The 23928-nt window shown below is 70.9% G+C and carries 17 protein-coding genes; 11 read left to right on the top strand and 6 right to left on the bottom strand.

The window, feature by feature from the left end:
* The 5 genes from OO63_RS35165 to OO63_RS35185 all read left to right on the top strand — a co-directional run.
* The coding region (locus OO63_RS35165) for a CpaE/TadZ family protein (protein WP_031192729.1) at window positions 1-915 on the top strand (915 nt) is incomplete at its 5' end.
* A gap of 85 nt (window positions 916-1000) precedes the next feature.
* Entirely contained in the window at window positions 1001-5041 is a 4041-nt protein-coding gene (locus tag OO63_RS35170) for a type VII secretion protein EccC (RefSeq protein ID WP_030358032.1), read from the top strand.
* Window positions 5038-6459, top strand: coding sequence for a DUF6177 family protein (locus tag OO63_RS35175; protein WP_030358033.1), 1422 nt, complete (start codon window positions 5038-5040; stop codon window positions 6457-6459). The genes OO63_RS35170 and OO63_RS35175 overlap by 4 nt, the downstream gene beginning before the upstream one ends.
* Window positions 6460-6491: 32 nt before the next feature.
* A complete protein-coding gene (locus OO63_RS35180; protein WP_030358034.1) occupies window positions 6492-7256 on the top strand; it encodes a class I SAM-dependent methyltransferase in 765 nt (254 codons plus the stop codon).
* Window positions 7257-7351: 95 nt separating this feature from the next.
* On the top strand, window positions 7352-7732 hold the full coding sequence (locus tag OO63_RS35185) for a winged helix-turn-helix transcriptional regulator (protein ID WP_033264754.1): 381 nt from the start codon (window positions 7352-7354) through the stop codon (window positions 7730-7732).
* 614 nt (window positions 7733-8346) lie between these two features.
* On the opposite strand, the gene mgrA is transcribed toward OO63_RS35185, so the two are convergent.
* Window positions 8347-9384: an L-glyceraldehyde 3-phosphate reductase gene (gene mgrA, locus OO63_RS35190; RefSeq protein ID WP_030358036.1), complete on the bottom strand. Its 1038-nt coding sequence runs from the start codon at window positions 9382-9384 to the stop codon at window positions 8347-8349.
* A 166-nt stretch (window positions 9385-9550) separates the two neighbouring features.
* Between mgrA and OO63_RS35195 the strand changes: the two genes are divergently transcribed.
* The 4 genes from OO63_RS35195 (at window position 9551) to OO63_RS35210 (ending at window position 14837) form a co-directional block, all read left to right on the top strand.
* On the top strand, window positions 9551-10312 hold the full coding sequence (locus OO63_RS35195; RefSeq protein WP_030358037.1) for an isoprenyl transferase: 762 nt from the start codon (window positions 9551-9553) through the stop codon (window positions 10310-10312).
* A gap of 297 nt (window positions 10313-10609) precedes the next feature.
* Entirely contained in the window at window positions 10610-11932 is a 1323-nt protein-coding gene (phoH2, locus tag OO63_RS35200; protein WP_030358038.1) for an RNA 5'-3' helicase PhoH2, read from the top strand.
* Between the two features lie 420 nt (window positions 11933-12352).
* Window positions 12353-13090 (top strand): aggregation-promoting factor C-terminal-like domain-containing protein, encoded by a 738-nt coding sequence (locus OO63_RS35205; protein WP_030358039.1) that lies wholly within the window; start codon window positions 12353-12355, stop codon window positions 13088-13090.
* Between the two features lie 178 nt (window positions 13091-13268).
* On the top strand, window positions 13269-14837 hold the full coding sequence (locus OO63_RS35210) for an AI-2E family transporter (RefSeq protein WP_033264755.1): 1569 nt from the start codon (window positions 13269-13271) through the stop codon (window positions 14835-14837).
* A 301-nt stretch (window positions 14838-15138) separates the two neighbouring features.
* Here OO63_RS35210 and OO63_RS35215 read toward each other — a convergent pair whose 3' ends face one another.
* Window positions 15139-15672 carry an alkyl hydroperoxide reductase gene (locus tag OO63_RS35215; protein WP_030358041.1) on the bottom strand — a complete coding sequence of 178 codons (534 nt, stop codon included), beginning with the start codon at window positions 15670-15672 and terminating at the stop codon, window positions 15139-15141.
* Between the two features lie 15 nt (window positions 15673-15687).
* The gene (locus tag OO63_RS35220) at window positions 15688-16242 is read right to left on the bottom strand and encodes a peroxiredoxin (RefSeq protein WP_030358042.1); all 555 of its coding nucleotides are present in this window, start codon (window positions 16240-16242) and stop codon (window positions 15688-15690) included.
* 128 nt (window positions 16243-16370) lie between these two features.
* Here OO63_RS35220 and OO63_RS35225 point away from each other — a divergent pair, with 128 nt between their 5' ends.
* Window positions 16371-17309 (top strand): LysR substrate-binding domain-containing protein, encoded by a 939-nt coding sequence (locus tag OO63_RS35225; protein ID WP_078619560.1) that lies wholly within the window; start codon window positions 16371-16373, stop codon window positions 17307-17309.
* A gap of 103 nt (window positions 17310-17412) precedes the next feature.
* Here the strand turns inward: OO63_RS35225 and OO63_RS35230 are convergent, their stop codons facing one another.
* The 3 genes from OO63_RS35230 to OO63_RS35240 are packed head-to-tail and all read right to left on the bottom strand — an operon-like array spanning window position 17413 to window position 21049.
* Window positions 17413-19842: an FtsX-like permease family protein gene (locus OO63_RS35230; RefSeq protein WP_078619561.1), complete on the bottom strand. Its 2430-nt coding sequence runs from the start codon at window positions 19840-19842 to the stop codon at window positions 17413-17415.
* Window positions 19839-20525 (bottom strand): ABC transporter ATP-binding protein, encoded by a 687-nt coding sequence (locus OO63_RS35235; protein ID WP_030358045.1) that lies wholly within the window; start codon window positions 20523-20525, stop codon window positions 19839-19841. The genes OO63_RS35230 and OO63_RS35235 overlap by 4 nt, the downstream gene beginning before the upstream one ends.
* Window positions 20522-21049 carry a PadR family transcriptional regulator gene (locus tag OO63_RS35240; protein ID WP_030358046.1) on the bottom strand — a complete coding sequence of 176 codons (528 nt, stop codon included), beginning with the start codon at window positions 21047-21049 and terminating at the stop codon, window positions 20522-20524. The genes OO63_RS35235 and OO63_RS35240 overlap by 4 nt, the downstream gene beginning before the upstream one ends.
* Window positions 21050-21365: 316 nt before the next feature.
* On the opposite strand from OO63_RS35240, the gene OO63_RS35245 reads away from it, so the two are divergent.
* Window positions 21366-23858 (top strand): transglycosylase domain-containing protein, encoded by a 2493-nt coding sequence (locus OO63_RS35245; protein WP_030358047.1) that lies wholly within the window; start codon window positions 21366-21368, stop codon window positions 23856-23858.
* Window positions 23859-23928 lie beyond the last annotated feature (70 nt).

The raw sequence follows: 23928 nt of genomic DNA on the forward strand, positions 1-23928 counted from the left end.
CCCGAATCCACCCCCACCCTCGACCCCCGCCTCGCCCTCGCCCAAGGCCGTCCGCAGCACGGAGACTCCGCGCTCCGCCGGACGGGGCGCACGATCCGACGGCTCACCACCTCGGCCGCGCAGGAGGTGACGGAGGAGTCCCGCATCGCGCGGGAGATACAGCAGCCGGTCACCACGGGCCGGGTCGTCGCGGTGACCTCCATCCGGGGCGGCGTCGGCAAGACGACCGTCGCCGCTCTCCTGAGCCGCACCTTCGGCCACTACCGGCACGACCCCGTCCTCGCCCTGGAGGCGGACGCCGCGCTCGGCACGCTGCCGGTGCGCCTTGGCGCGGGGTCGGTGCGCTGGGCGTGTGCGGACCTGGCCCGGATCCTGCACCCCGCCATGCAGCTGACCGACATCACGGGCTATCTGGTGCCCGTCAGTGACGGCGGCTGGCTGCTGCCCGCGAGCCAGGGGCGGGTCGGCGCACCCCTGGACGTGGCGACGTACCGCACGGTCACGCTCGCCCTGCGCCGCTACTTCGCCGCCACCGTCGTCGACTGCGAGACGCTGCCGGGCGAGGTCGCCCGCACCGCCATGGACACCGCGCACGCGCGCGTCGTCGTCGCCCCGATGACGCCCGAGGGCGTGGGCGGGACCCGGCTCGTCCTGGACTGGCTCGGGCAGCTCCCGCACTCCGCGCTCACCACCACCGTCGTCGCCCTGACCGCCACCTCACCCGACATGACGCTGAACGCCAAGGCCGCGGCCGCGCATCTGCGGGAGACCGGAGTCACCGTCGTGCCCGTGCCGTACGACCGCCACCTGGCCGGGGGCGGGGCGATCGACGCCACCCGCCTTGCCGCCGGTACCCGGAAGGCGGCAACCCGCCTCGCCGCTGAGGCGATGCGCCGCGCGGTACGGGTGCGGTGATGCCGCCGATGACGTACCGCGGGCAGAAGCGGCATCGCGATCGCACGACGTACCGCAGGCACAAGAAGATCCACCGGAGCCCGCGATGACCCACCACCTCGTCCACCGCCCCGCCCGCTCCACCCGACCCCCCGCCGCCCCCGGCCGGCACCTCATCGAGCCGCCCCCGAACCTCCCCGAGGGCAAGCTGGGCAACGCCGCCACCGCGCTCCTTCCGATGGCGGGCGTCATGGGCTCGGTCGTGATGATGACCGTGATCCGGTCCAGTCAGTTCGCGGCGCTCGGCGCCGTGGTCCTTGTGTTCGCGCTGTTCGCCGCGGTCGCGCTGTTCGTGTCGCAGCGCGGCAAGGCCCAGCGCACCCGGCGTACCCAGCGCGAGCGGTACCTGGAGTACGTGGAGGAGCAGCGCGCGGAACTCGCGGAAGCGGAGCGGGAACTGCGGCAGCGCGGACGCCTGCTGAATCCACCGCCCGAAGCCCTGTACGACCTCGTGCGCGACCCCGCACGGCTGTGGGAGAGGCGCCGCGCCGACGCCGACTTCCTCGACGTGCGCGTCGGCACCGGTGACGTACCTGCGCAGGAGGTCGTGATCGAGCAGCACAGTGGGAGCGGGGTGCTCACGCCGCCCGATCCGTTCATGCTCAACGAGGCACGCGCCCTGCAGGCGCGGTTCGCCGTGGCCCCCGAATTCCCGCTGACCGTGCCTCTCGACAGAGCGGGCAACGTGAGCGTCGTCGGTGACCGCGAGGGCGTCCTCACGGTGGCGCGCGCGTTGCTCGCGCAGACAGCGGTCACGCACGCGCCGGACGACGTGGCGATCGCGTTCGGAGTGCCGGGGGAGCGGCTCGCCGACTGGGAGTGGGGCAAATGGCTGCCCCACGTCCTCGACCGGAGCGTCGACCCGGATGCGTACGAGGAGCCCGTCGGCGCCCGCCGTATCGCCCCCGACCTGTCCCAGCTCGCCCGGCTGTGCTCAGCGGACCTGCACCGCCGGGCCTCCTACGCCGCCGAGGTGCGCCGCGGCCTTTCCGACAAGCGGGCGCTGCGGATGATCGACCGGATGTTGGTGGTCAGCGACGTGTACGGGGAGACGGCGGTGGAACTGCCGCGCCCGGATGCGGCCGTCGGGCTCGCCGACATGGGCGTCACGGTGCTGCACCTGCTGGCCGAGCAGATCCACGAGCCCGACGAGGTCGGCGTCCGCATCACCGTCTCCGGCGACCAGATCGCTGTGGAGGACCTACGCACATCCGACGGGCGCCGCACCCAGGGGCTCGCGGACGCCACCAGCGTGCCCGGCGTCGAGGGAGTCGCCCGCCTCCTCGCGCCGCTGAGGCTGTCCGCCGAGTCCGCCGCCGAGGGCACACCGGTGTCCGGCCCCGTCGACTTCCCTGGCCTGCTCGGCGTCGACGACCCGGCGGTCCTGGACCTGGCGCACCTGTGGGCGCCGCGCGGGGAACGGGACTTCCTGCGTGTGCCCATCGGCGTCGACGACCGCCACGAGCCGGTGCTTCTCGACCTGAAGGAGTCCGCCGAGCTGGGCATGGGCCCGCACGGGCTGTGCGTCGGCGCGACCGGCTCCGGCAAGAGCGAGTTGCTGCGGACTCTCGTCCTGGCGCTCACCGCCACGCATCCGCCCGAGGACCTGGCCATGGTTCTCGTCGACTACAAGGGCGGCGCCACGTTCGCGCCGTTCACGACCCTTCCGCATGTCGCGGGCGTCATCACGAACCTGGAGAACCAGGCCGACCTCGTCGAACGCGTCCACACCAGCCTCGCCGGGGAGATCACCCGCCGCCAGCAGGTCCTCAAGGACGCGGGGAACGTCGCCGACATCGGTCACTACGCCGCACTGCGCGCCAAGGAGCCGGCCCGAGGGCTCGAACCGCTGCCGCATCTTTTCGTCGTCATCGACGAGTTCGGCGAACTCATCACCGCCAAGCCGGACTTCATCGATCTCTTCCTGTCCATCGGGCGGATCGGCCGCTCCATCGGCGTGCACCTGCTGTTGTCCAGCCAGCGCATCGAGAGCGGGAAGCTGAAGGGCCTCGAGACCTATCTGTCGTACCGGCTCGGGCTTCGGACCTTCTCCGCCGACGAGTCGCGCACGGTCCTCGACACCGTTGACGCCTTCCAGCTTCCGCCGCTTCCCGGTTTCGGCTACCTGAAGGTGGACACGTCCACGTACACGCGATTCAAAGCCGGGTACGTCTCCGGAGCCTGGCGCGGCCCCGCTCCGGCCGACGCCTCCGACGGCCGACCCCTCGCCCGGCCCTACCCCGCCTTCAACACCCAGGCGCGGACGGGTGCCGCGGGACCGGAGGAGAGCGGTACCCGTGAGCGGGAGACCGGCGCCACCGTCATGTCCACCATGGTGAACCAACTCGCCACTGCCGCCCCGCCGGTACGCCGCATCTGGCTGCCGCCGTTGCCCGACGCCATCGCCCTCGACACCGCGGCCGGACCCCTCGGTGTCTCCGAGCGCGGACTGCACCTGGCCCGCTCCCACGGCCATCTGCGCGTCCCGCTCGGCGTCCTGGACGACCCGGCCAGGCAGTGGCAGGGGGAGTGGACCCTCGACCTGAACGTCGCGGGCGGCCACGTCGCCGTCGTCGGTGGGCCGCAGTCGGGCAAGACCACGCTCCTGCGTACCCTCACGCTGTCGCTCGCGCTCACGCACACCCCGTACGACGTCGCCGTGTACGGCCTCGACCTGGTCGGCGGTGGCCTTTCCGCGCTCGCGGGGCTGCCGCACGTCGGTGGCGTCGCGTCCCGCGCCGACCAGGAACGCCTCGCCCGTACCGTTGCCGAACTCGCCGCCCAGCTCGCCCTGCGTGAGGAGCTGTTCCGCAAGCACGGCATCGACTCCCTCGAACAGCTGCGCCGGATGCGGGCCGACGGCGACCTGCCCGAGCTCGGCTCCACGGACCTCGTGCTGCTCGTCGACGGCTTCGGCGCGCTGCGCGAGGAGTTCGACGAACTCGACGATGCCGTGGCCGACCTGCTCAAGCGGGGCGGCGGCTACGGCATTCACGTCGTCGCGGGCATGCTCCGCTGGAACGACGTCCGGATCGCCACCCAGTCGCTGTTCGGCACGCGCGTCGAGCTGCGCCTGAACGACGCCACCGATTCCACGATCGACCGCAAGCTCGCCGAGGCGTTCACCGCGGACACGCCCGGCCGTGTCCTCACTGATGGCAAGCTCTTCGCACAGACCGCGCTGCCTCGAACCGACGGCTCCACCCATACCGGCGACCTCAGCACCGCTCTGGATGAGTCGGCCCGCACCATCGCGGCCACCTGGCACGGCGAACTCGTAGCCCCCGTACGGGTCCTGCCGCTCAGCCTGCCCGCCGCGAAGCTCCCGTCGGCCGTCGCCGAACCCGACCAGGTGCCGATAGGAGTCGACCAGGACACCCTCCGGCCGGTCCATCTCGACCTGTTCGACCGCGACCAGCACCTGCTGATCCTGGGCGACAACGAGTGCGGCAAGACCAACCTGCTCAAGCTGATCGCCGGTCAGCTCATCGACAGGTACGGAGACAAGGAACTCGTCTTCGGTGTCTTCGACCCCCGCCGCGGCCTGCGCGGCCACATCCCCGAGCCCTTCCGCGGTGGCTTCGCCCACAACGCCAAGCTCGCCGGTGCCCTCGCCACCGGCATCGCGGCCGAACTCGAGAAGCGCCTTCCGGAGACGGCGGACCCCGACGCGTCCGACACCGCCGAACCCGCCTTCACCGGCCCGCGCATCGTGATCCTCGTCGACGACTACGACATCCTCACCACCGCGGGCCAGCAGCCCCTGGCGTCCTTCCTGCCCTACGTCTCCTCCGCCCAGGACATCGGGCTGCACTTCGTCGTCACCCGCCGCGTCGCCGGGGCGTCCCGCGCCCTGTACGAGCCGTTCCTGACCGCCCTGCGCGAAACCGGCGCGACGGCGCTCCTGATGACCGGAGACCGCAGCGAAGGACAACTCTTCCCCGGCGTGTACGCCTCCCAACAGCCTCCCGGTCGAGGCACGCTCGTCCGGCGCGGCCGACGTCCGCAGCTCATCCAGACGGCACTCACCCCCGAAGCCGATACGGCTCGCAGGGCGGACAAGGACCCAGACAAGGAAACGCCGTGACCAAGGACGTCATCGCCCTGACCTCCGAGATGCCCGACTCCAGGGCCCTCCTCGCCGGTCTCCACGCGGGCGGGCCCGAACTGGGCGTGACCACCGCCGCCGACGACGCCGTCATCCAACTGTGCACCCCAGGGGGCCGCCCACTCGTCTCCGTCGAGGCGCCCGTCATCGTCCACACACCGGGCGAGGCCGAGCGACTCCTGGGAACCCAGGCCACGTTCCCCGACGTGCCTTTCTGGTGGACCGAGGCCCGCGCCTCGACCGCCGTACCGGAAGCCGAGAGCCTCGCCGGGTCGTTCTGCGGCCGTCTTGTGCTGCTGCTCGGCGGCACCACCTGGCCCGCGGACGCGGCCACGATCCAAGTTGTCCGGACTCCCGACGAGCCGGACGGCCACGACGTCACTCCCCGCCCGGCGCCCGACGGGGCACTGCCTGCCGTCGACGTCCTCACCGACTCCACAGCCGTCGTCCTCATCGACCGGCCCGTCATCGCCCTGACCGCGTGGCTGTCCGACGTACTGCGCGCGGCGGTGGGCTCCGGCCGCGCCCTGCACATCGTCACGCCGCCCCACGCGCGCCTGAGCCAGCCCCTGCGGACCGCGCTGACCGGGCCGCCGAATCGCTGGGTGGTCCAGGACCCCGACTGCGGATATTACGACGGCCTGTCGGGTGCCGTCCTGCGGTGGCAGGACGGCACCTTCGCACCCGCGCTCGACCAGCACGGCGAAGCGACCCTCGCGGCCGCCTTCGCCTCATCCGAACCACCCGCCGAGCACCAGCTCACGGTCTCCTTCCGCTGCCACCATGCCCCGGACGCCGACCTCTTGCTCGGCCGCTCCCTGGAGACCGCCTGGCACCACCTCACCGGCACCGCGCCGGCCGGATGGGGTACCGCCGAACCCATCAATCTCCCTTGGTCGCCCCGCCAGTTGACCGCTCTGGCCCGGGACCGCGCTCCCGAGCCCAGCCACCTGCTCGCCGTCGGCCGCCCCGACCGGCCCGCGCTCGCCACCCTGCGCGTTGCCCGCACCGAGTCCGGCGTCACGGAGGACGTCACTCTCTCCCTGGGGCACTCAGCCGACGAGCCCCCGCCGTTCCACACCATTGATTCACTCGCCGAGGAACTCGTGGCCCAGCACGGACTGAGCACCATGCTCATCACCCTGCGTCGGGCCCGCCACGACCTCACGGTCCCGGCCCACCTCGAAGGCCCGCCCATCCCCGTCTCCTTCACCCTCGGCCCCGCGGACGTACAGGCCGTCGGCCTCGACCACGCCCGCCGCCCACCCCTGCCCTTGCGGCCCACCCCACTCGGCCCCGCCACCGTGCCCGCACTCCACTACCACCTGGGCGACGGCACGAACCCCGACGCCTGGGACGACCTCGGGACGCTCACCCGCCACCTCAGAAACAGCTAGCCCACCCGGCACCCGGTATCTACGATCACCCCATGTCCACATCCCCCACATTCGACCAACTCGTCACCGAAGCCGAAGCCGCACCCACAGAAGGCTGGGACTTCTCCTGGTTCAAGGGACGGGCCACCGAGGCACGGCCCTCGTGGGGATACGCGCACGCCATGGGGGAGCGGCTCGGGCGGGCCGAGGCGGCGCTCGACATCCAGACCGGCGGGGGCGAAGTGCTCGCCTCCGCGCCCGTGCTGCCGCCGCTCGCCGTCGCCACCGAAGGGTGGGCGCCCAACGTCGCCAAGGCCTCCGCCCTGCTGCACCCGCGCGGCGTGGTCGTCGTGGCCTCGCCCGAGGACGCGCCGCTGCCGTTCGCGGACGGGGTGTTCGACCTCGTCACCAGCCGCCACCCGGTGACGCCGCACTTTGACGAGATCGCCCGTGTGCTGCGGACCGGTGGGACGTACTTCGCCCAGCACGTGGGGCCGAGCAGCGTGTTCGAGCTCGTCGAGTACTTCCTGGGGGAGCAGCCCGCCGAGGTCAGGGGCGCACGGGACCCGGAGGGGGAGCGGGCTGCCGCCGAGGCCGCCGGGCTCGACGTGGTCTCGCTGCGCGCCGAGCGGCTGCGGATGGAGTTCCACGACATCGGGGCCGTCGTCCACTTCCTGCGCAAGGTCGTGTGGATGGTGCCCGGCTTCACGGTCGACGCCTACCGGCCGCGCCTGCGCGAGCTGCACGAGCGGATCGGCGAGGAGGGGCCGTTCGTCGCCCACAGCACCCGGCATCTCTTCGACGCGGTGAAGCGGTAGCGCCGTGCAGCGGTATTCATCCGTTCGGCGGTACTGTCGGTTCGGTAAGTGAGTCGGCGGAGCCGATCCGCGGACCGCACGGACGAGGAGTTGGCATGGCCAATCGCAAGGGACCGTACCTCTGCGGCCTGGACGCGGCCGTCGATGTCGTCGGCGGCAAGTGGAAGCCCCTGATCCTGTGGGCCCTGTACGCCGGTCGTACGCTCCGCTTCGGTGAGCTGCGCCGCCACGTGCCCGGCGTCAGCGAGAAGATGCTGATCCAGCAGCTCCGCGAGATGGAAGCCGACGGCATCGTCCACCGCGAGGTCTACCGCGAGGTGCCGCCCAAGGTCGAGTACTCCCTCACCGAGCTCGGCCAGAGCCTGAACGCCGCCCTCGAACCCCTCGGCATCTGGGGCGACCAGCACATGCAGCGGCTGGTGGAGAGGCACGCCGAGAAGACCGGTGCCACCCCCGTCCCCGTCGCGGCGAACTGACGAGGCCCCGCCAGTCGAACCGCAGTCGAACCGCAGTCGAATCGCAGTCGATTCCGCATCGTTATGCGAACTGGCTCGATTCCGCTCCACGCCTCCCGTAAGTTCAGACCAACGCTAATTCGCGTGAGCAAAGCTGCGCGGGCGGTGCCGCGCAGTGGAGGGGGCTGCGCGGCCTCGTGCACCCCTCGACGGCCCGCCCCTTCCCCCTCGAAGGCCCGCCCCTTCCCGGCTTCCGCCCCTCGGACCTCGCCGCCGTCAAGCCCGCGCCCCTCACCCACGTCACCCTTCGGGAGTACTCGCCCCCGGCGACCGGATCCCGCCGGGAGGGCCGAAATCCGGTGGGAGGACAGGCTCAGCCAGTTGTCGGGCGATTTCGGAGCGTAGTTGTGGCACGCCGATGCACCCCGAACCACTTACGAAGGGTTATGGTGGAAACCCCCCCTCGGGCCGGTCCGTCTCCCCCCCACGGACCGGCCCGTTTTTTTGCGCCCACGCCCACGCCTCCCGGCGCCGGGGGACGTGCGCCCCGTCAGGGGCGCGGGGAACTGCGCGACAAGCCACGCCCCCTACGGGGCGCAGGCCCACCAGCCCCACCCCCCCCCGGGAGGGAACCCTCAGCCCCGGCCGGCCCAGATGTTCGTCCCCGGCGTCGAGACGGCGAACGTGTCGATCTCCGCCAGCTCCGCGTCCGTGAGCTTCGGACCCGCCAGCGCCGCCACGTTCTCCTCCAGCTGCTTCACGCTGGAGGCACCGATGAGCGCCGACGTCATGCGCTCGTCCCGCAGGACCCAGTTCAGCGCCAGTTGCGCGAGCGACTGGTCGCGGCGGGCGGCGATGTCGTTCAGGCCATTGAGGCGGCGTACGACCTCGTCGTTGAGCAGCCCCGGGTCGAGGGACTTGCCCTGGGTGGCGCGGGAGCCCTCGGGGATGCCCTTCAGGTACTTGTTCGTGAGCAGGCCCTGGGCGAGCGGCACGAAGGAGATGCAGCCCATGCCGGCCGTCTCCAGGGTGTCGAGAAGCCCGTCGTCCTCGGTCCAGCGGTTGATCATCGAGTACGAGGGCTGGTGGATGAGGGGGCGCACGCCCATCTCGGTCAGCAGGCGGGCGGCCTCCGCCGTCTGCTCGCTGTTGTACGAGGAGACGCCGACGTACAGCGCCTTGCCCTGCTGGACGGCCGAGGCGAGCGCGCCCATCGTCTCTTCCAGCGGGGTGTCCGGGTCGAAGCGGTGCGAGTAGAAGATGTCGACGTAGTCCAGGCCCATGCGGGACAGGGACGCGTCGAGCGAGGACAGCAGGTACTTGCGGGAGCCCCACTCGCCGTACGGGCCGGGGTTCATCAGGTAGCCCGCCTTGGTCGAGATGACCAGCTCGTCCCGGTAGGGGGCGAAGTCCTGGGCGAAGAGCTTGCCGAAGTTCAGCTCCGCGCTGCCGGGCGGCGGGCCGTAGTTGTTCGCCAGGTCGAAGTGGGTGACGCCCAGGTCGAAGGCGCGGCGCAGGATCGCGCGCTGGGAGTCCAGGGCGCGGTCGTCGCCGAAGTTGTGCCAGAGGCCGAGGGAGACAGCGGGCAGCTTCAGGCCGCTCCGGCCGCTGCGCCGGTACTCCATGGAGTCGTAACGGTCTGCTGCCGCGCGGTATTCGGAGGTGTCGTTCATGAGGACGAAGCTACTTCAGGGAACCGGGACGTGGGCCGCGCGCGTGTAGTCACAGGGTCCGTGCCGGGAAAGCGGAAGGCGGGCCGCACCCCGGCTCTGGAGGCGCCCGCGCAGCGGTACGCTTTCGCCTTCGGGGACTGCCGTCTGTATGGAGGGGCTGACACACGTGAAGCTGCGCGACCTGGTGTACGGACTCTACGCACGCCGGGTGGAAGGCCGCCTCGACCACGACCAGGTGCCCAAGCACATCGGCGTCATCCTCGACGGCAACCGCCGCTGGGCGAAGGCCTCCGGCGGCACCACCGCCCAGGGCCACCAGGCCGGTGCGTACAAGATCGAGGAGTTCCTCGGCTGGTGTGCCGAGACGGACGTCGAGGTCGTCACGCTGTGGATGCTCTCCACGGACAACTTCGACCGCCCCGAGGAGGAGCTGGTCCCGCTCCTCGGCATCATCGAGGACACCGTCCGCAGCCTCGTCGACGACGGCCGCTGGCGCGTCCACCACGTCGGCGCCCTCGACCTGCTGCCCTCCCGCACCCAGGGTGTGCTCAAGGAAGCGGAACAGGCCACGCACACCCGCACCGGCATACTCGTGAACGTCGCCGTGGGCTACGGCGGCCGCCAGGAGATCGCCGACGCCGTCCGCTCCCTGCTGCTCGACCACGCGGACCGCGGCACCTCCATCGAGGACATCGCCGAGAGCGTCGACGTCGAACAGATCTCCAAGCACCTCTACACGAGCGGCCAGCCCGACCCCGATCTGGTGATCCGGACGAGTGGAGAACAGCGCCTGTCGGGCTTCATGCTCTGGCAGTCCGCTCACTCCGAGTACTACTTCTGCGAAGTCTTCTGGCCGGCCTTCCGAAAGGTCGACTTCCTGCGTGCGCTGCGCGATTACGCCGCGCGCCACCGCCGTTACGGCGGCTGACGCAAGCACCCCGATGAGGTCTCGGTAACCAGGAGTTAACCAACGCGCCGTCATATGCCATGGCATGGCTGCGCTTGTTCGAGGGAATACCACTTGCAGGTCGGCGTCCGATTCACGGACGCCGGATCTCAGCGGACGGCACGGGGCCGTCCGCCCGGGAGGCCCTTTGCACCAGGACGACCGCGCGCCGAGCGCGGACGACAGGGAGGGCCGGTGTTCGGCCCGCGCAGGGTGGCCAGTCACCGGCCCAGTTCCCTCCGTCGCTCCCCGACCTCATCCGAGGGGGTACGTCCTTCCGTGGTGACCAGCACAAAGCGCCAGCAAGGCCGGCGCACCTATGTTCTTGACACCAGCGTTCTGCTCGCCGACCCGAACGCCCTGTCCCGCTTCGACGAGCACGAAGTCGTGCTGCCGATCGTCGTGGTGACGGAGCTGGAGGCCAAGCGGCACCATCCCGAGCTCGGCTACTTCGCCCGGCAGGCCCTGCGCCTGCTCGACGACTGCCGGATCCGCTTCGGGCGCCTGGACGCGCCGATCCCGATCGGCGGCCTCGGCGGCACGCTGCGCGTCGAGCTCAACCACTCCGACCCCGGCGTGCTCCCGGCGGGCTACCGCCTGGGCGACAACGACTCACGGATCCTCGCGGTGGCACGCAACCTCCAGGCGGAGGGGTACGAGGTCACGGTCGTCTCCAAGGACCTGCCGCTCAGAATCAAGGCGTCGTCCGTCGGACTCCTCGCCGAGGAGTACCGCGCGGAGCTCGCCATCACGGACGCCTCCGGCTGGACCGGAATGTCCGAGCTGACCCTCTCGGGGGAGCAGGTCGACCTTCTCTTCGAGACGGAGAGCCTGTACGTCCCCGAGGTCGCGGACCTGCCCGTGCACACGGGCCTGACCATCCAGTCCGAGCGGGGGAAGGCGCTCGGCCGGATCTCGCCCGAGGGCAACGTCCGTCTCGTACGCGGCGATCGCGAGGCCTTCGGCATCAAGGGCCGCAGCGCGGAGCAGCGCATCGCGCTCGACCTCCTCCTCGACGGGGACGTCGGCATCATGTCGATGGGCGGACGCGCGGGCACCGGCAAGTCGGCGCTCGCCCTGTGCGCGGGCCTGGAGGCCGTCCTTGAGCGCCGCCAGCACCAGAAGGTGATGGTGTTCCGGCCGCTGTACGCGGTGGGCGGGCAGGAGCTCGGCTATCTGCCGGGCACCGAGGCCGAGAAGATGGGGCCCTGGGCGCAGGCCGTCTTCGACACCCTCGGGTCCGTCGCGGGCAAGGAGGTCATCGAGGAGGTCTCGGCGCGCGGCATGCTGGAGGTCCTGCCGCTGACCCACATCCGGGGCCGCTCGCTGCACGACGCCTTCGTCATCGTGGACGAGGCCCAATCCCTGGAACGGAACGTCCTCTTGACCGTTCTGTCCCGGATCGGGGCGAATTCACGTGTCGTACTGACCCATGACGTCGCTCAGCGCGACAACCTCCGGGTCGGCCGGTACGACGGAGTCGTGGCCGTCATCGAGAAACTGAAGGGGCATCCGCTCTTCGCGCACGTCACCCTCACCAGGTCCGAGAGGTCGCAGATCGCGGCACTTGTGACCGAAATGCTGGAGGACGGACAGATCTGACCCTGATCTTGGGTTTCTGCCCAAGTTCGGTTCCCCTACGGGGTAGTTGGCGCCGCCCGGCGAAGCGAGTGAGCCTAGCCGGGCGGCGTCTTGGTGTGCGGGTGTTTCCGCAAAACTCCTGAGGCAAACGGGGTGTGAGCTTTCACACGCAACGCAGAATTGCCTCCCGGTGTCTCGCTACGGCAGAGTCTGGGTCCTGTCAGGCCCCGCATACGGCACTCCTGTACCCCCAGCGGTACGGAACAACAGAACTTCATAGTGGTAGCCGTATGCCGCCCGAGCACCAAGCGGCGCTCCTGTCCCAGGAGTTGTCCACCGGGCCCGCGCCTCCCGTGACCGATGTACCCAGCGGAGGCCAGCGTCAGGGGCACGATTGCGTCCGCGGGGTCACCTATGCGGGCGATGCTGGAAGGAAACCGTGTGAGCCGGATCTCGGTCCGGGGATTCGCGGTGGCTTCGGCCACTGCGGTCACCACCGTCGGCGCTGTCGTGGGAGTCGCCTCGGGCGACACCCAGTCCTCGAAGTCCAACGACCTCGAGGCGACGGCAAGCGACGCGACTCTCCTCGCAGACATACCCGCGGGTCAGCACGCCCAGGTGCAGACCACCTCCGTGGCGCAGCAGGCCGACGCCCAGGCGATGGCCGCCGACACGGCCGCGAAGAAGTCCGCCGCGGAGGCCGCGCGCAAGCAGGCCGCCAAGGACGCCGTCGCCAAGCAGCAGGCGGCCGAGAAGGCGGAGAAGGCCGAGAAGGAAGCCGCCGCGAAGAAGGCCGCGGAGAAGAAGGAGCGTGAGAAGGCCGCCGAGTCCAAGGCGAGCCGCTCCTCCGGACGCGACGCCTCCGACTTCGCGCCGCAGAGCTCCTACACGGTCGCGCAGGTCCAGGCGATGGCCCGGCAGATGGTCCCGGCCGGTCAGTTCCAGTGCTTCAGCAACATCGTGAACCACGAGTCGACCTGGAACTACAAGGCCACCAACGCCTCCTCCGGCGCGTACGGCCTGGTCCAGGCGCTCCCCGCCTCGAAGATGTCCTCGGCGGGCGCGGACTGGCGGACCAACCCGGCCACCCAGATCAAGTGGGGCCTCAACTACATGAACGACCGGTACGGCAGCCCCTGCGGTGCCTGGGACTTCTGGCAGAACAACAACTGGTACTGAGGTGTGCGACCGGCGCTGACCAGCAGTGAACAGCGCCGAGATCGCTCTCAACCTTCAGGGACCCCTCACCGTCCTACGGTGAGGGGTCCCGCCCGTGTACGGTCGGTCCGGCAGTCCCCCGAGAGATGTGCGGGGGACTTGGTACGTGGTGGGGCAAGACGGGGGTAGAGGACGGATCATGGCGCGAGTTCCAGGGTGGCGCGGCCGCGTGGGCGGCGCGCTGACCAGGATGGGTGAACGCCTGGGCGGCTCCAAGGAGCGGCCGGCGGCGGGCGCGGGCACGGCGGCGGACGAGTCCGGCGCCGGTGCGCGGGACGTGCCGGCCGACTCGACGCCGTCCACGACGGCCGCGTCCGACGCGGGTACGTCCGCCGCGGGTGCCGCCGGGAGTGCCCCGGCCGACGGCGTCGCCGCCGACAGCACCGGTGCCCACGGGAAGCTGTCGCTGCGCAAGCGGTACGCGGACCGGGTGCGGGCCGCCGCTGCCGCCGAGGACGAGTTCGACGGGCTCGGCGGCCTGACGGACGACGCGTCGGGGGAGTCCGGCGCGGGCGGCCCCGGCGCCGCCGACCAGGTCCCCGCCCCGCCCGCCTACGCGCCCGACATAGGAGCGCGGCCCGACCCCGTCGCCGCCGTGCCCTGGGGCATGCGCGTCGCCGCCGAGGCCGGCTGGCGGCTGCTCGTCCTCGCCGGGACCGTCTGGGTCCTGATGAAGGTCATCAGCGCCGTCCAGCTCGTCGTCTTCGCGTTCGTCGCCGCGCTCCTCATCACCGCGCTGCTCCAGCCGACCGTGGCCCGCCTCAAGCGGCTCGGGCTGCCGCGGGGGCTCGCCACCGTGTGCACCGCCGTGCTCGGCTTCGTGATCATGGGGCTCGTCGGCTGGTTCGTCGTCTGGCAGGTCATGGAGAACGTGGACACGCTCTCCAGCCAAGTCCAGGACGGCATCGAGGACTTGCGGAAGTGGCTGCTCAACAGCCCCTTCCACGTCACCGAGGACCAGATCAACGACATCGCCAAGTCCCTGCGCGAGGCGGTCGGCGCGAACTCCGAGGAGATCACCTCCGCCGGGCTCGAGGGCGTCACCGTCATCGTGGAGGCGATGACCGGGATCCTCCTCGCCATGTTCTCCACGCTCTTCCTGCTGTACGACGGGCCGCGCATCTGGAAGTGGTTCCTGAAGCTGGTGCCCGCCGCCGCCCGGCCGGGGGTCGCGGGCGCGGGGCCGCGGGCCTGGCGGACGCTCACCGCGTATGTGCGGGGCACGGTGATAGTGGCTCTCATCGACGCCGTGTTCATCGGCGTCGGCATCTACTTCCTCGGCGTGCCCATGGCCGTGCCGCTCGCCGTCTTCATCTTCCTGTTCGCGTTCATCCCGCTGGTGGGCGCGGTGATCTCCGGTGCGTTCGCCGTGGTCGTCGCGCTCGTCACGCAGGGCGTGTTCACGGCGGTGATGGCGCTGATCGTGGTGCTCGCCGTGCAGCAGATCGAGGGCCACATCCTGCAGCCGTTCATTCTGGGGCGGGCCGTGGCCGTGCATCCGCTGGCCGTGGTGCTCTCCGTGGCCGCCGGTGGGATGGTCGCCGGGATCGGCGGGGCGGTGGTGGCGGTGCCGCTCGTCGCCGTGACGAACACGGTGGTCGGCTACCTCCGGGCGTACGCTCGCGAGGCCGCGTTGAAGCAGGCCCCTCAGCCCCGGGGGGCCACGGCTTCGGAGCTGGCCCCCACCCCCACGAACTCCGACGCCTGACCGGGCCGCTCGGCCTGGCCGGATGTGCCGTGCGGGTGGGACGGGCCCGCGCCGATCGCGCTGCGCGCTCGTCCTCAAACGCCGGACGGGCTGAGATCTTCGCCGAGGCGGGCTGGGAGCTTCGCCGGTGCGGGCCTGAGGGTGCCGGGCTGTTGCCCAGCCGGTGGGAAGGTTTGGGCGGGTGGGTGGGAGAGAGCCCGTCCGGCGTTTGAGGACGAGGCGCGGAGCGCCGATCCGGGGGCGCGCACGCGTAGGGCCCCGCTCGATGTGAGCGGGGCCCTACACGCACGGACAGCAGGCGTCAGCCGACCAGGTGCTCCTCGGAGTCCAGGGTGACCCCGACCGCCTGGATGACGGCGGCGATCTTGAAGGCCTCCTGGATGGTCTCGCGGTCGACGCCGGCCTTGCGCAGCACCTGCTCGTGCGAGTCGAGGCACTGGCCGCAGCCGTTGATCGCGGACACCGCGAGGGACCAGAGCTCGAAGTCGACCTTCTCCACGCCCGGGTTGCCGATGACGTTCATCCGCAGACCGGCCCGCATCGTCCCGTACTCCGGGTCGGAGAGCAGGTGGCGCGTGCGGTAGAAGACGTTGTTCATCGCCATGACGGCGGCAGCCGACTTGGCGGCGGTGTACGCCTCGGGGGAGAGGTTCGCCTTGGCCTCGGGCTCCAGCTCACGCAGCACGCGCGGGGAGCGGGAGGCGATCGCGCAGGCGAGCACCGTGCCCCAGAGCTGCTGCTTCGGCAGGTCCGAGTTGCCGATGACCGAGCCGAGGTTCAGCTTCAGGTCCTTGGCGTAGTCCGGTACGGCGGACTTGAGTTCGTCGAGAGCCATGTCAGACGCTCCCGTTCACTCGCCGGAGAGCAGCGCGACCGGGTCCAGGGTCTCGTCGCCCTTGCTCCAGTTGCACGGGCACAGCTCGTCCGTCTGGAGGGCGTCGAGGACCCGCAGGACCTCCTTGGGGTTACGGCCGACGGAACCGGCGGTCACCATCGTGAACTGGATCTCGTTGTTCTGGTCCACGATGAAGACGGCGCGCTGCGCGAAGCCGTCCTCGCCCTCGATGCCGAGGTCACGCATGAGCTCGTGCTTGGAGTCGGCCAGCATCGGGAAGGGCAGGTCGGTCAGGTCCGGGTGGTCCTTGCGCCAGGCGTGGTGCACGAACTCGGAGTCGCCGGAGAAGCCGAGGACCTGCGCGTCACGGTCGGCGAACTCGTCGTTCAGCTTGCCGAAGGCGGCGATCTCGGTCGGGCACACGAAGGTGAAGTCCTTGGGCCACGCGAAGACGATCTTCCACTTGCCTTCGTAGGTCTTGTGGTTGATCTGCTCGAACTCCTTGCCCGCCTCCAGCGAGACACAGGCAGTCAGGTCGAACTCGGGGAACTTGTCACCGACAGTGAGCACGCGCTCTCCTTGCAGCTTCGGAGCCCGGTAAGGGGCTCCAGGGGGTTGGACTGCTGTCGATCGTGGCACAGAGTGCATTGATTAGGGAAATAGCTACACTCGGTTGTGTTGATCGGAGGTAGTTATCAGTGCGAGCCATAAATAGGGGCAAGCAACCCAGCCTGGCGCAGCTGCGCGCCTTCGCGGCCGTGGCCGAGCATCTGCACTTCAGGGACGCGGCGGCAGCAATCGGGATGAGTCAGCCCGCGCTGTCCGGCGCGGTGTCCGCCCTGGAGGAGGCACTGGGTGTCCAGCTCCTGGAGCGCACGACGCGCAAGGTGCTGCTGTCCCCGGCGGGGGAGCGGCTCGCGGTGCGCGCGAAGGCGGTCCTCGACGAGGTCGAGGCGCTGATGGAGGAGGCGGACGCGGTGAAGGCGCCGTTCACCGGCGCGCTGCGGCTCGGCGTGATCCCGACGGTGGCGCCGTACCTGCTGCCGACGGTGCTCGCCCTCGTCCACGAGAAGTACCCGGACCTGGACCTCCAGGTGCACGAGGAACAGACGTCCTCGCTCCTTGAGGGCCTCGCGGCGGGACGGCTCGACCTGCTGCTGCTCGCCGTGCCGCTCGGGGTACCGGGCGTCACCGAACTGCCGCTCTTCGACGAGGACTTCGTCCTGGTCACGCCGCTCGACCACTGGCTGGGCGGCCGCGAGGGCATTCCCCGCGAGGCGCTGCGCGAGCTGAACCTGCTGCTGCTCGACGAGGGCCACTGCCTGCGGGACCAGGCCCTGGACATCTGCCGCGAGGTGGGGCGCGGGGACGCGCCCGTCACCACGACCGCCGCCGGTCTCTCCACCCTCGTCCAACTCGTCGCGGGCGGCCTCGGCGTGACCCTGCTGCCGCGCACGGCGGTCCGCGTCGAGACGAGCCGCAGCAGCCAGCTCCTGACGGGGTACTTCGCCGACCCGGCGCCGACGCGGAGGGTGGCCCTCGCGATGCGTACGGGTGCCGCGCGGGCGGCGGAGTACGAGGAACTGGCGGGCGCCCTGCGGGAGGCGCTGCGGCCGCTGCCGGTACGGGTGTTGTGAGGCGGCGGGCCGGGTGAGGCGACGCGTGGGGTGACGCAATGGGTGGGGGCACACAGCCCAGCTGTGTGCCCCCGCCCACGCCTGACGGTTCCCCCCTCGGGAGCTACTCCGTACGGAGCCCGTCCGGCCGCATCATCCGCCACAGGGCGGGCAGGCTCAGGAGCGTCACCACCGCGACCAGTGCCGCGCCCGCCGCGCCCAGCGGCAGGAACACCAGCCAGTCGGTGACCCCCTTGTCCACCATCCGGCACATCACGGCCCCGAGCGCCAGACCGCCGGTGACGGCGAGGCCGAGGCCGAGCACCACGGGGACGGCCGTCTGCCACAGCACCGACCAGGCCATCGACGAGCGCCGGGTGCCGAAGGCCGTCAGGGCCGCCAGGAGCCGCTTGCGCTCCCGCAGTTGCTCCAGCGTGGAGACCAGCATGGACGCCGCGATCAGCATCATGGTGGCGATCGCGCCCGCCTGCAGGCCCTTCTGCACGGAGGCGTACTGCTTGTCGCGCTCGATCATGCGGATCGTGTACACCCGGATGAGCGGATCGATCTGGGTGGCCGCGTTGCGCACGTACTCCTCGGCGTCCGTGACCTTCGGGTCGATCTGCACCAGGGCCTGGGTGCTCGCGCCCGGCAGCTTCGCCACGTCGATCGCCCCGGGGGTCACGAAGATGCCGTTGTAGCTGTCGCCCACCGGGTCGGGGCGCGAGGTGATCGTGCGGGCCGACTTCGGCAGCGTCCACGGGACGTGCTTCCCGCGCCCCTCGCTCGCGTAGTCGCCCCAGCTCTCGCTGTTGAGGTCCACCTTCTTGCCGGGCCGCGCCGTCTGGTCCACCCACGCGTCCATCTCGCGGTCCCCGGAGTGCACGATGAACGCGTCGCCGTCCTTGCAGGAGGTGACCCGGGCCAGCTCGCGCAGGGTCGCGCAGGTGCCGACCGACAGTTCCGTGGTGGGCCGGATGTCGTCGGCCTTCTTCAGCTCGCCCGGCTTGACCACGTACGCGGAGACCCGGCCCATGACGCTCTTGACGCCCTTCGCGGAGCTGAAGTCGTCGATCATCCGCTGGGCCAGCGTGCCGCTGGCCTCCGGCGAGCTGACGTTGAGCTGGGCCCGCCGCGGGTCCTGGGCGGTGGTGGTGTTGAAGTCGTCGTGCATGGACGCGAAGAGCATCTGCAGCGCGACCGCTCCCGCCACCGCGACCGTGATGCCGCTGACCGCGCGGGCCGCCGTGCCGCTGCTCAACTGCAGCCGCCGGGTGGCGAGCTGCCACGGCACGGGCCCGCCGCGCAGCCTGGCCACGGCCGCCTCGACCAGCCAGGGCATCAGCGTCGCGAGGCCCACCAGGACGAGGGTGGCGCCCGCGGCGATGGAGTACACCTGCACGTTCTCGCCCACGGTGCGGGTCACCTGGTCCTGGTTGAGCAGGATCACCAGGCCGCCGATCGGCAGCACCAGCCGCCACCACAGCCGCCGCTTGCGCGCCGTCGTGCTGCGTACGACACCGAGGGGTTCGATGGCCACGGCGCGCAGCGAGACCAGGGTGACGAGCACGGACGAGACCGGCACGGCCACCGCGATCAGCGCGGTGAGTCCGGGCATCGGCACCATGTCGGAGGGGAACGCGCTGACCTTCCAGATGTCGACGACGCCCACCAACTGCCGTACGCCGAGGAAGAACACGGCACCGAGCGCGAGACCGAGGAGGGCGCCGAAGAGCGCCTCGCCCGCCGCGATCCGGCGCACCGCCCGCCGGTCGGCGCCGACGAGCCGCAGCGCCGCGAGGCGCTGGTCGCGCCGCTCGCCGCCGAAGCGCACCGCGGTGCCGATGAAGATGAGCACCGGGGTGAGCAGCACGACGCAGATCAGGACGACGAGCACGACCAGGAGCGGGTCGAGCGGCTCGGCCGGTTCGTTGTAGCCGAAGTCCTTGATGCGGTGAGCGCCCTGCTCCTTGGTGAGGGTGTCGGAACCCGTGTAGTAGTAGAGCTCCTTGGGGCTCATCAGGCCCGCGTCGCCGATGGTGCCCGTGACGCGGAAGTCCTTGAAGCGCTCCTTGAGGAGCTCGCCCTCGGAGCTGTTCATCAGGTCGCGCAGGGCGGGCGAGACCAGCATCTCGCCGCCCTTCGGCAGCTTCTTCACGCCGGGCGGGAGCACCGGGTGGCCGCCGTCGGCGCGCACCGAGCGGCCGCCGATCTCCGAGTCGCGGAAGTCGGTGCCCGCGTCGACGATCAGGATCGTCGAGTCGGAGCGGTCGATCTTCTTGGCGGCCATGGTGTCCGCGGGCTGGCGGGCCGTCGCGCGGGCGTCGCGGTTGGCGAGCAGGTCGGGCACCGAGGCGGCGCCGAGAAGCAGCGCGACGCCGAGGCCCACGCCGACGGCGGTGAGCCCGGTGCGCACCCAGCCCTCCCGGCCGCCGCCGACCGCGAACCGGATGCCCATGACGAGGTCGCGGAGCCAGGCGCGGGCGCCGGTGGGGCCGGTCGGCCGGCCCCCGGCGTCGGGCGGCGCCACCGGCTTCGTACGGGTCGTGCTCATACCAGGCGCTCCATGTCACGGGACTTGCCGTCGCGCACGACGACCTCGCGGTCGGAGTAGGCGGCGACCCGGGTCTCGTGCGTGACGAGGACGACGGCGGCGTGGGTGGAGCGGGCGGCGTCGGTGAGCAGTTCCATCACGCGCTCGCCGTTGAGGGAGTCGAGGGCGCCGGTGGGCTCGTCCGCGAACAGCACGCGCGGGTTGGTGACGAGGGAGCGGGCCACGGCCACGCGCTGGCCCTGGCCGCCGGAGGCCTGGCCGGGGCGCTTGTCGCGGACGTCGTCGACCTCCAGGCGCTCCATCCAGCTCAGCGCGGTCCGCTCGGCGTCCTTGCGCTTGGCGCCGTTGAGCCGCAGCGGCAGCGCGACGTTCTCCAGGCACGTCAGCTCCGGGACGAGCTGGCCGAACTGGAACACGAACCCGAACTCGCTGCGGCGCAGCGCGCTGAGCGCGGCGTCGCTCATGCCGGTCAGGCTCCGCCCGTTGTACGTGATCTCGCCCGCGTCAGGGCGCACGATCCCGGCGAGGCAGTGCAGGAGCGTGGACTTGCCGGAGCCCGAGGGGCCCATCACGGCGACGACCTCGCCGGGGTGGATGGAGAACGCGGCGCCGTCGAGCGCGGTGGTCGGGCCGTAGGCCTTGCGCAGCCCGTCTGCGGTGAGCAGGGAACCAGCGGGGGTCATGAGGGGAGCACCTCCTTGGCGAGCTTGCCCAGTCGGGCGGAGGTGAGCTCCAGCCAGCGCAGGTCGGCTTCGAGATGGAACAGGGCGTGGTCGCAGATGAGCTGATCGGCGAGATCGCCCTTCCGCTTGCGGTCGGTGAGGATCCGCATCAGGCGCAGATGCTCCGCGCGCTGGGTGTCGAGGATGTCGGCGGCGTCGCGGTGGGTGAGCAGCGCGAGGACGACCTTGGTGTAGAGCGTCGACTGGAGATACGGCTCCGGCTTCTCCGGGGTCGCCAGCCACCGCTGGACATCGGTGATGCCCGCCTCGGTGATGGCGTACCGCTTCCGCTCGGGGCCGCCGCCCGCCTCCACGCCGTCGACCTCGACGAGGCCGTTCTTCAGGAGCCGGGACATGGTCGAGTAGACCTGGCCGTAGTGCAGCGGCTTGTCGTGCCCGAACTTCTCGTCGAAGGCGCGCTTGAGGTCGTAGCCGTGGCGGGGCCCTGATTCGAGGAGCCCGAGGAGGGTGTGACCGATGGACATGCGGAGCACTATACACATCACGTATACGTGGTGTGTATACGCGCAGTGTCTAGGTCGGCGGGCGCCTGTGTGTTCGGTTCGCGGGCAACCGTCCGTGGCCCTGGTGAGTCGATTTGGGTGGGACAGCACTGGTTCCCCTGGGCCGGGTGCTGATTGTCACGTCCGGAAAAGGCCGGATCGTGGGGCGTTTGTCCACTGGCGCGGTGTTAGCTTCATGAGCTGACCTGAGGTGTCGGCGGGCATGCGGCGGCATGGACCCGAGCACGACGCACACACGCGGTACGAAGACGACGAGACGAAGCGGAGCGCCACAGTCATGGGCCGAGCGGAAGAGCGAAAAGCGCGGCAGCGCGGAGCGCGCCGAGCAGCGCGCCCCCGCCCGTCCGACGGCGCGCCTGCCACCGGCAGTCCCTCCGTCGGCAGCCCCGCCGGGAGCGGGCCGGGCGCCGACCCCGCCGGTGAGGACACCTCGCGCGAGGGCATATCCGGCCCGGGCGAGTCCGGTGACGGCGAGGGCGGCGGCCGCCGTGCCGCCCGCCGCGCCCGCCCGGCCAAGCCCAAGAAGACCGGCATCCGCCGCTTCTTCACCTGGAAGAAGCTCCTGGGCGCGCTCTTCTCCTTCATCCTGCTGCTGATGCTCGGCTTCGTCGTGCTCTACCTGGTCGTGGACATCCCCAAGGGCAACGCCGCCGCGCGCCTGCAGAGCAACGTCTACAAGTACAGCGACGGCACGCTCCTCGCCCGCGACGGCGACGGCGACGTGAACCGCGAGATCATCGACCTGGACAAGATCCCGAAGCCGGTGCAGCGCACGTTCGTCGCCGCCGAGAACAAGTCCTTCTACAAGGACTCGGGCGTCGACCTGAAGGGCACCGCCCGCGGTGTCCTCAACACGCTGGCCGGCAAGGGCAAGCAGGGCGGCTCGACGATCACCCAGCAGTACGTGAAGAACTACTACCTCACGCAGGACCAGACCGTCTCGCGCAAGCTCAAGGAACTGGTCATCTCGCTGAAGGTGGACCGCGAGAAGAGCAAGGACGACATCCTCGCGGGCTACCTCAACACCGTGTACTACGGCCGCGGCGCCTACGGCATCCAGGCCGCCGCCCAGGCCTACTACGGCGTCGACGCCGAGAAGCTGAACGTCGCCCAGGGCGCCTACCTCGCCGCGCTCCTGCAGGCCCCCAGCTCCTACGACTGGGCGACGGCCACGCCCACCGGCAAGAAGCTGGTGCGGGAGCGCTGGGACTACGTACTGAACAACATGGTCGAGCAGGGCTGGCTCGACTCCGCCGAGCGCGACCGGCTGAAGTTCCCCAAGCCGCACGAGCCGAAGCCCGACCCCGAGATGAAGGGGCAGACCGGCTATCTGGTCCGGGCCGCCAACGAGGCCATCGAGGCGCAGCTCGTCAAGGAGGGCTACACCAAGTCCGAGGCGGAGGCGCAGCTCAAGGCGGGCGGCTACACCATCACGCTCAACATCGACCCCAAGAAGCAGCGCCAGCTGGAGAAGGCGGTCGACAACAAGCTCAACGACAAGCTGGAGCCGGGCAAGAACAAGGCCGACGCGCGCGTGCAGGCCGGTGCGGTCTCCGTCGACCCGAAGACCGGCGGGATCGTCGCGATGTACGGCGGCCGCGACTATCTGAAGCACTTCACGAACAACGCCACCCGCGCCGACTACCAGCCCGCCTCCACCTTCAAGCCGCTGATCCTCGCCGCCGCCCTGGAGCAGGGCGCGAAGACGCAGGAGGGCAAGCCGATCACGGCGGACACCATCTACAGCGGCCGCAGCAAGCGCCCCGTCAAGGGCAGCGACATCGGCTTCGCACCGCCCAACGAGGACGGCCGCTCCTACGGCCCCGTCACCGTCCAGACGGCGATGAACAAGTCCGTCAACTCCGTGTTCGCGCAGATGGGCGTGGACGTCGACATGGACGAGGTCCTGAAGACCGCGGGCAAGCTCGGCATGGACGTCAAGGGCCTGCCCGCCGTGCCCGCGCAGACCCTCGGGTCGATGGGCGCGAGCCCGCTGGAGATGGCGGCCGTGTACGCGACGCTCGACAACCACGGCAAGCAGGTCACGCCGCAGCTCGTGAAGTCGGTCGAGCACAAGGACCGCTCCGTCGACCTGCCCGACGCCATCGGCGACGAGGTCATCAGCCGCGGCGCCGCGGACTCCGTCACGTCCGTCCTGACCGGTGTGGTCGACGACGGTACGGCGCGGGCCTCGGTGCGCGACGCGAGCAACCGCAAGGGCCAGTCGGTCGCGGGCAAGACCGGTACGTCCGACGACAACAAGTCGGCCTGGTTCGTGGGCTACACGCCGAAGCTGGTCACGTCGGTCGGCCTGTTCGGCGAGCAGCCGAAGGACGACGGCAAGTTCAAGCGCGGCGATCAGGTGTCCATGCGGGGCGCGGGCGGCAAGCCGCGCATCGACGGCGGCAGCTTCCCCGCCGAGGTCTGGGCGGCGTACACGTTCAACGCGACGGGCTCGCGCACCAAGTTCAACCTGAAGACGGACATGGGCTCCGGCGTCGAGGCACCCCCCGAGCCGACGACCCAGGCTCCCCGGACCCCGACGGCGCCGCCCACCGAGACGGACGACGAGGACAAGGACAAGCCGACGACGCAGCCGCCGTCGACGAAGCCCCCGTCGACGAAGCCGCCGACGACCCCGTCCACGAAGCCGCCCACGACCCCGACGACGCCGACGAACCCGCCGACGACCCCGACGACGCCACCACCGACGTGGGGCATCCCGGACGACCCGGACGACAGAGCGGACCGCTCGGACCGGGCCGACTGACCGGGCGCCACGGCAACGACCGACGGCCCGGACCAGGGCGACCGACGGCCCGGACCAGGGCGACCTGGTC

Origin of the sequence: Streptomyces alboflavus (assembly GCF_000716675.1) — a bacterium.
In the GTDB taxonomy this organism is placed as follows: Bacteria; Actinomycetota; Actinomycetes; order Streptomycetales; family Streptomycetaceae; genus Streptomyces; species Streptomyces alboflavus.

What these genes read in the sequence shown, in the direction of transcription:
- OO63_RS35170 (WP_030358032.1), top strand. Translation starts at nt 1,001, where the DNA reads ATGACCCACCACCTCGTCCACCGCCCCGCCCGCTCCACCCGACCCCCC.
- OO63_RS35180 (WP_030358034.1), top strand. Translation starts at nt 6,492, where the DNA reads ATGTCCACATCCCCCACATTCGACCAACTCGTCACCGAAGCCGAAGCC.
- OO63_RS35185 (WP_033264754.1), top strand. Translation starts at nt 7,352, where the DNA reads ATGGCCAATCGCAAGGGACCGTACCTCTGCGGCCTGGACGCGGCCGTC.
- mgrA (WP_030358036.1), bottom strand. Translation starts at nt 9,384, where the DNA reads ATGAACGACACCTCCGAATACCGCGCGGCAGCAGACCGTTACGACTCC.
- OO63_RS35210 (WP_033264755.1), top strand. Translation starts at nt 13,269, where the DNA reads ATGGCGCGAGTTCCAGGGTGGCGCGGCCGCGTGGGCGGCGCGCTGACC.
- OO63_RS35215 (WP_030358041.1), bottom strand. Translation starts at nt 15,672, where the DNA reads ATGGCTCTCGACGAACTCAAGTCCGCCGTACCGGACTACGCCAAGGAC.
- OO63_RS35230 (WP_078619561.1), bottom strand. Translation starts at nt 19,842, where the DNA reads ATGAGCACGACCCGTACGAAGCCGGTGGCGCCGCCCGACGCCGGGGGC.
- OO63_RS35235 (WP_030358045.1), bottom strand. Translation starts at nt 20,525, where the DNA reads ATGACCCCCGCTGGTTCCCTGCTCACCGCAGACGGGCTGCGCAAGGCC.
- OO63_RS35240 (WP_030358046.1), bottom strand. Translation starts at nt 21,049, where the DNA reads ATGTCCATCGGTCACACCCTCCTCGGGCTCCTCGAATCAGGGCCCCGC.
- OO63_RS35245 (WP_030358047.1), top strand. Translation starts at nt 21,366, where the DNA reads ATGGGCCGAGCGGAAGAGCGAAAAGCGCGGCAGCGCGGAGCGCGCCGA.